The following is a 572-nucleotide window of genomic DNA, read 5'->3' as shown; positions in this document are numbered from 1 at the left end:
CCGTTCCACAAATAAAACGTGACGGTATTCCCACCTGATTAATGTTTATTCCAATTCTAAAGGAGATATGACGATGCTCGATAATGCTATTCCCCAAGGTTTCGAAGACGCCGTGGAGTTGCGCAGGAAGAATCGCGAGACGGTGGTCAAGTATATGAACACCAAAGGTCAGGATCGCCTGCGCCGCCATGAACTTTTCGTCGAGGACGGCTGTGGCGGTTTATGGACCACCGATACCGGCTCGCCCATCGTCATTCGTGGCAAGGACAAGCTGGCCGAGCACGCGGTGTGGTCGCTGAAATGCTTCCCGGATTGGGAGTGGTACAACATCAAGGTCTTCGAGACCGACGATCCCAACCACTTCTGGGTCGAGTGCGACGGCCACGGCAAGATCCTCTTCCCCGGCTATCCCGAGGGCTACTACGAGAACCACTTCCTGCATTCCTTCGAACTGGACGACGGCAAGATCAAGCGCAACCGCGAATTCATGAACGTCTTCCAGCAATTGCGCGCCCTGAGCATTCCGGTCCCGCAGATCAAACGCGAAGGCATTCCCACTTGATCGAAACGAT

At 54.4% G+C, this 572-nt stretch carries 1 protein-coding gene; it reads left to right on the top strand.

Annotated features, from left to right (window positions below):
- Nucleotides 1–73: 73 nt before the first annotated feature.
- On the top strand, nucleotides 74–562 hold the full coding sequence (phzB, locus tag HMPREF2886_RS02105; protein WP_003115119.1) for a phenazine biosynthesis protein PhzB: 489 nt from the start codon (nucleotides 74–76) through the stop codon (nucleotides 560–562).
- Nucleotides 563–572 lie beyond the last annotated feature (10 nt).

It is taken from the genome of Pseudomonas sp. HMSC066A08 (assembly GCF_001813025.1).
Lineage (GTDB): Bacteria > Pseudomonadota > Gammaproteobacteria > Pseudomonadales > Pseudomonadaceae > Pseudomonas > Pseudomonas aeruginosa.
The sequence above is the reverse complement of the archived record's forward strand: the minus strand, read 5'-3'. Positions and strand labels throughout refer to the sequence as shown.